At 67.0% G+C, this 5,706-nt stretch carries 5 protein-coding genes and 2 pseudogenes; 6 read left to right on the forward strand and 1 reads right to left on the reverse strand.

What is annotated here, in order from left to right:
* Positions 1-778 (forward strand): annotated as a pseudogene (locus D2V17_RS21180) (hypothetical protein); the annotation flags it as partial.
* Positions 779-788: 10 nt separating this feature from the next.
* Here the strand turns inward: D2V17_RS21180 and ypfJ are convergent.
* The gene (ypfJ, locus tag D2V17_RS03395; RefSeq protein WP_119591735.1) at positions 789-1,655 is read right to left on the reverse strand and encodes a KPN_02809 family neutral zinc metallopeptidase; all 867 of its coding nucleotides are present in this window, start codon (positions 1,653-1,655) and stop codon (positions 789-791) included.
* A gap of 117 nt (positions 1,656-1,772) precedes the next feature.
* On the opposite strand from ypfJ, the gene D2V17_RS03400 reads away from it, so the two are divergent.
* From D2V17_RS03400 to D2V17_RS03420, 5 genes and pseudogenes are all read left to right on the forward strand, one after another.
* Positions 1,773-2,525, forward strand: a complete 753-nt coding sequence (locus D2V17_RS03400) for a 3-hydroxybutyrate dehydrogenase (RefSeq protein ID WP_119591731.1) — start codon at positions 1,773-1,775, stop codon at positions 2,523-2,525.
* 308 nt (positions 2,526-2,833) lie between these two features.
* A complete protein-coding gene (gene guaB / locus D2V17_RS03405; RefSeq protein WP_119591732.1) occupies positions 2,834-4,285 on the forward strand; it encodes an IMP dehydrogenase in 1,452 nt (483 codons plus the stop codon).
* Position 4,286: 1 nt separating this feature from the next.
* Positions 4,287-4,799, forward strand: a complete 513-nt coding sequence (locus D2V17_RS03410) for a DUF6653 family protein (protein WP_119591733.1) — start codon at positions 4,287-4,289, stop codon at positions 4,797-4,799.
* On the forward strand, positions 4,796-5,020 hold the full coding sequence (locus D2V17_RS03415; RefSeq protein WP_119591734.1) for a hypothetical protein: 225 nt from the start codon (positions 4,796-4,798) through the stop codon (positions 5,018-5,020). Before D2V17_RS03410 ends, D2V17_RS03415 begins: the two co-directional genes overlap by 4 nt.
* Positions 5,017-5,706, forward strand: a pseudogene (locus D2V17_RS03420) (RsmB/NOP family class I SAM-dependent RNA methyltransferase); the annotation flags it as partial. The gene D2V17_RS03415 and the pseudogene D2V17_RS03420, both read left to right, overlap by 4 nt.

Here is a 5,706-nt window from a genome sequence, read left to right on the forward strand (position 1 = left end):
ACTCGCCCCTGTGCCGCCCGAACCGCCCTTGCCGCCGGAGGCGCCCGCTGCGCTGCTGCCGGTGTCTGCCAGCGCCGATATCAGCGCATTGGCCGATCTCGACGAGCCGCTCGATCCGGCGGACCTCGAAGCTATCAACGCTGACGTTGCCGCTGCCATGGCAGAGGTGCGTTCCGCGCAGGCCGAGGCTCGGGCACAGCAGCATGAAGCGCGTATCGAGCGGGCCGCAGCGCTGGCCGAAGCGCGCGCTGCTGCCGTAACCGCCCGTGCCGCCGCCGCCGAGGCCCGCGCCGCCACACCGGTGGTCGAAGACAGTTGCGCGGACGACCAGCCGGTCAGCGAGCGCAGGCGGGCTGACGGCAGTATCGTCGTGCAAATTTGCCGTCAGGCCATCGTCCGGCAGGCCAGCCGCGGTCTTGAGCAGGCGCGGGCGGCGGTTGCCAGCCAGCGCGACATTTCGGATGATCTGCGTCAGCAGATCCTGCGCGACCTCGACCGCGAGATCGAGCAGGTCCGCACGCCAGCCCGGGTGTCGGCGAGCGCACGGGTGGATGGGGTTCGGGCCGTGGCCAGTTCCGCCAACGGCGCGAGCGCGAGTGTTGCCACGGTCACGCCGGTCACCTTCGTCAGCATGCAGGGTGCGGTCACCGCCACCGTGCGGTTTGTCGGCACCTTTGCGGGGCCGGACGCACCGCAGGCGTTCAGCGTCACCATGCCGGTCACGCTTGTGTCCACGGGTGCGCAGCCGGTCATGTTCCAGGCCGGCCAGACCGTCTGATCCGCGCCGCCTAGCGTACCTGCACGATTTCGTCGCAGCGCCGGTCGTCGCCGGTGGTCAGGCCGAGCCTGAGCGCTTCCATGCGCTGCTGGCTGGTGCCGTGGGTGAAGTTCTCCTCGCTCACGCGGCCGCCGGTCAGCGCGTCGTCGCCGATGGACGAGGCGGCGGTCATGCCCTCCTCGAAGTCACCCGGCTCGATGGCATTGCGGTTGAGGCCCGCCCAGACGCCCGCATAGCAATCGGCCTGCAATTCCATCAGCACCTGATAGCGGTTGGCATTGCGCGGGTCACTCTGCTGTGCGCTGCGGATCTGGCCCGAAATGCCGGTGATGGTCTGGATATGGTGGCCATATTCATGGGCGATCACATAGTAGCGCGCGAAGTCGCCGCCCGCGCCGAGCTGGCGTTCGAGCGTGTCGTAGAAGCTGGTGTCGATATAGATGGTCTGATCGCCGGGACAGTAGAACGGCCCCATCGAGGCCGAGCCTGCGCCGCAGGCGGTGCGTGTGCCGCCCGTGTAGAGTTCGAGCGTCGGTTTCACGAAGCGGTCGCCGAGGCCCTCCTCGGTGAAGCGTGCCTGCCAGGTCTGGTCGAGCGAGGCGAGCGCGTTGCAGGCTTCCGTCGCATACTGGCTGTCGCCGCAGACGTCGGCCACGCTTGCGTTCGGATTGGCCGGGTCTGACTGCTGCTGCTGGCCGGCGCCCTGCATCTGCTCGACCGTGCCGAGCATCTGCGCCGGGTCCATCCCGAACACGAACACCCCGATCAGCACCACCACAATGCCGCCGCACCCGAGCTTGCCGCCGGGCATTCCGCCACCCCCGCCGCCGCCTCGGCGCACATTGATTTTGCTAGGGTCGAAAGGATTGAGTTTCACGGACAAGCCCCCATTTATGATGCGACGCACAATTTTCGGGTGCGCCATCTGCCCCGCGTGCCTTGAGCGGTGAGCCCGATGCACGCAGTCTTGATAGACAATGTTCTGGAGGTTTCCATGTTCCTTTCCGGCAAGCGCGCTCTCGTTACTGGCTCCACCTCGGGTATCGGCCTCGCCATCACCCGAGCGCTTCACGCCGAAGGGGCCGAGGTTGTGCTCTCGGGCTTCGGCGACGAGGCCGAAATCGCGAAACTGCAGGAGGAGCTGTCCGCCCCCTACAGCGGCGCCGATCTTTCGACCGTCGATGGCGTGGCTCAGCTGATGGAAGAGGCGGGCAATGTTGACATTCTTGTTAACAACGCAGGCATGCAGTTCGTTGCGCCGGTGGAGGATTTTCCGCCCGAGAAGTGGAACAAGATCATTGCGCTGAACCTGTCGAGCGCCTTCCTAACCTCGCACCACGCGGTGCCCTATATGAAGAAGGCGGGCTGGGGTCGGATCATCAATACGGCGAGCGCGCACTCCAAGGTCGCGAGCCCGTTCAAGGCGGCCTATGTCGCGGCGAAGCATGGCCTTGCGGGCCTCACCAAGGTGCTGGCGCTGGAACTGGCCGAGCACAACATCACCGCCAACTGCATCTCGCCCGGCTATGTCTGGACCCCGCTGGTCGAAAACCAGATCCCCGACACGATGAAGGCGCGGAACATGAGCCGCGACGATGTGATCAACAAGGTGCTGCTCGACAGCCAGCCGACCAAAAAGTTCGTCCAGCCGGCGGAGATCGGCGCGATGGCGGTGTTCCTGTGCCGCGACGAGGCGCAGAATATCAACGGTGCGAACTGGTCGGTCGACGGCGGCTGGACCGCCTGACGGAGCCTGGGGCGCGGTGGTCTCACCACATCCGCTCGCCCTGAGCTTGTCGAAGGGCCGCACTTCCTTTTCCGTCGCCATCAATAAAAGCAGTGGTCGGCCTGGCGGCCAGCTACGCTTCCGACAAGCTCAGCACGAACGGGAATGGGAATGATGGATGGCACTGGCCATTTGTCCCTCGCTTTCGTTGGCGGTTGTGCCCGTTTGCACACGGTGGGGCAGATTCCGCGCCGCCGCCCTAGCGAATGACGCATAGTGCGTTTACATGGGCCGCCACGAATCGAAACGCACAACATCTGGTGGCACCCATGGAAATCGAAACCGGCCTTACTTTTGACGACGTCCTGCTCCGGCCGGCCGAGAGCGACATCCTGCCCTCGCAGACCAGCACCAAGACGAAGCTGACCCGCGAGATCGCGCTCAACATCCCGATCCTGTCGGCGGCGATGGACACCGTTACCGAGGCCGAGATGGCGATCGTGATGGCGCAGATGGGCGGCATCGGCGTGCTTCACCGCAACCTCACCATCGAGGAACAGTGCGATGCGGTGCGGCGCGTGAAGCGGTTCGAGAGCGGCATGGTGGTGAACCCCATCACCATCCGCCCCGAAGCGACGCTGGGCGAGGCGCAGGCGATCATGAGCCACAACCGCATCAGCGGCATTCCGGTGGTCGACGCGGGCGGCAAGCTGGTGGGCATCCTCACCAACCGCGACGTGCGTTTCGCCGCCAACCCCGACCAGCCCGTGCGCGAACTGATGACGAGCGACAACCTCGCCACCGTCTCCGAAGGCGTGAGCCAGGACGAGGCGCGCCGTCTGCTCCACCAGCGCCGGATCGAGAAGCTGCTGGTGGTCGACGAGGCCTATCACTGCGTCGGCCTGATCACGGTGAAGGACATCGAGAAGGCCGTGCTCAACCCTGATGCCACCAAGGACGCCGCTGGCCGTCTCCGGGTGGCAGCGGCCACCACGGTGGGCGACAAGGGCTTCGAGCGGACCGAGGCGCTGGTGGATGCCGGGTGCGATGTGATCATCATCGACACCGCCCATGGCCACAACAAGCAGGTGGCCCACGCGGTGGAGCGGGTGAAGAAGCTTTCCAACGCGGTGCAGGTGGTGGCGGGCAACGTCGCCACCGGCGAGGCGACCAGGGCGCTGATCGACGCCGGTGCCGATGCGGTGAAGGTGGGGATCGGGCCGGGCTCGATCTGCACCACCCGCATCGTGGCGGGCGTGGGCGTACCGCAGCTGACCGCCGTGATGGACGCAGCGCGCGCCGCGGGCGACGTGCCGATCATCGCCGACGGCGGACTGCGCACCTCGGGCGATGCGGCCAAGGCGCTGGCCGCCGGGGCCTCGACCGTGATGGCGGGCAGCCTGCTCGCGGGCACCGAAGAGGCTCCGGGCGAGACGTTCCTCTATCAGGGGCGTGCCTATAAGGCCTACCGCGGCATGGGTTCGGTCGGGGCGATGGCGCGCGGCTCGGCCGACCGCTACTTCCAGCAGGACATCAAGGACCAGATGAAGCTGGTGCCCGAAGGCATCGAAGGTCAGGTGCCCTACAAGGGCCCGGCGCGCGATGTGGTGCACCAGCTGGTCGGCGGCATCAAGGCGGCGATGGGCTACACCGGCTCGGCCACGATTGCCGACCTGCGCGAGCGCGGCAAGTTCATCCGCATCACCAATGCGGGCCTGTCGGAAAGCCACGTTCACGACGTGTCGATCACCCGCGAGGCGCCGAACTATCCCACGCGCTGAGGTGTCGCTGGATCAGCGCATCGCTACGGCTTTCGGTCTCGACGAGGCGGGTTGGGCGCGCCACGCCAACCCGTGGAGCGGCTGGAGCCGTGCGCTGACCGGGCTGCCAGTGATCGTGCTGGCGGCGCTCTCGCGGATCTGGCTCGGTTGGTGGGCGCTTGGCGTGGCGGCGCTGGCGGCAGGCTGGTTGTGGCTCAACCCGCACCTGTTCCGCGCCCCTGCCAATGACCGCGCCTGGATGACGCGGGGTGTGCTCGGCGAGCGGCTGTGGGTCGAGCGCAAGGCGCGCCCGTTGCCCGAAACGCAGACTTCATTGCCGAACGTGCTCAATGCGGTATCCGCGCTCGGCTTCGTGGCCATGGCCTATGGTCTGGTCGCGTTCGACTATCTGGCCGTGGGGCTGGGCGGGGCGGTCTCGTGGCTGGCCAAGATGGCCTTCATCGACCGCACCCGCGCAATTTACGACGCCGCGGTGCGCCGCGACCCATCGCTTGCTTACAAGGCCTCTGAATGATCGAATTCGTCCCCTATCTGCTGGTCCTTATTGGCTGGCAGCCCGCTGACGTCGACAGCTCGATGAGCGTCGCCCAGTCGCTTCACCCCAGCGCAGTGGCGTGTGAACGCGCGGGTGAGCAGGCGCTGGCCGAGAACGCGGGAGCCTACCGTCGCTATTTCTGCCTGCTGGCGCCCACACAGCAGGACATCGAAGACCTATGGCAGGAGCAAAAGCCATGACCCCCTCCGCCCGCGTCCAGTCCGCCATCGAGGTGCTCGACCTCGTGATCGCTGCCGCCAACAGTGCGGGCGCGCCCGCTGACCGTATCTTGGCCGACTGGTTCAAGAACCATCGTTTCGCAGGCTCGAAGGACAAGCGCGCGATCCGCGAGCTGGTCTACGATGTGATCCGCTTCTGCGGCCCCGTGCCCGCCAATGGCCGCGCGGCCATGCTGGCGCTCGCCACCGAAAGCGAGGAGCATGACTGGCTGCTCGACCTGTTCGACGGCTCCAACTACGGACCCGCCGAGCCTGCCGAGGGCGAGAAGGTGGCCGAGACCGGCTTTGCCCCCGCATGGCTGGAGGAGCGGCTCGCCGCCTCGGGGCTTGAGGCCGAGGACGCCATCGCCCTGCTCGACCGCGCGCCGCTCGACCTGCGGATCAATACGCTCAAGGCCGCTCCCGACGGGCTCGATCTTCCCGAAGAGGGTGAAGCGCTCGCTGTCGCCAATGCCCTGCGGCTCACCACCGGCACGCGGGTCGAACAGTGGGACGCCTATACACAGGGCCTGATCGAGGTGCAGGATGCGGGCAGCCAGCTTGCCTGTGCTGCGGTCGGCGCGCAGCCGGGCGAACTGGTGATCGACCTGTGCGCAGGCGCGGGCGGCAAGACGCTGGCGCTCGCGGCGCAGATGGCGAACGAGGGC

Source organism: Aurantiacibacter xanthus, from assembly GCF_003584015.1.
Taxonomy (GTDB): Bacteria; Pseudomonadota; Alphaproteobacteria; order Sphingomonadales; family Sphingomonadaceae; genus Alteraurantiacibacter; species Alteraurantiacibacter xanthus.

Excerpts from the sequence above, each read along its gene's own strand:
- D2V17_RS03400 (WP_119591731.1), top strand. The coding sequence starts at position 1,773 with ATGTTCCTTTCCGGCAAGCGCGCTCTCGTTACTGGCTCCACCTCGGGT.
- guaB (WP_119591732.1), top strand. The coding sequence starts at position 2,834 with ATGGAAATCGAAACCGGCCTTACTTTTGACGACGTCCTGCTCCGGCCG.
- D2V17_RS03415 (WP_119591734.1), top strand. The coding sequence starts at position 4,796 with ATGATCGAATTCGTCCCCTATCTGCTGGTCCTTATTGGCTGGCAGCCC.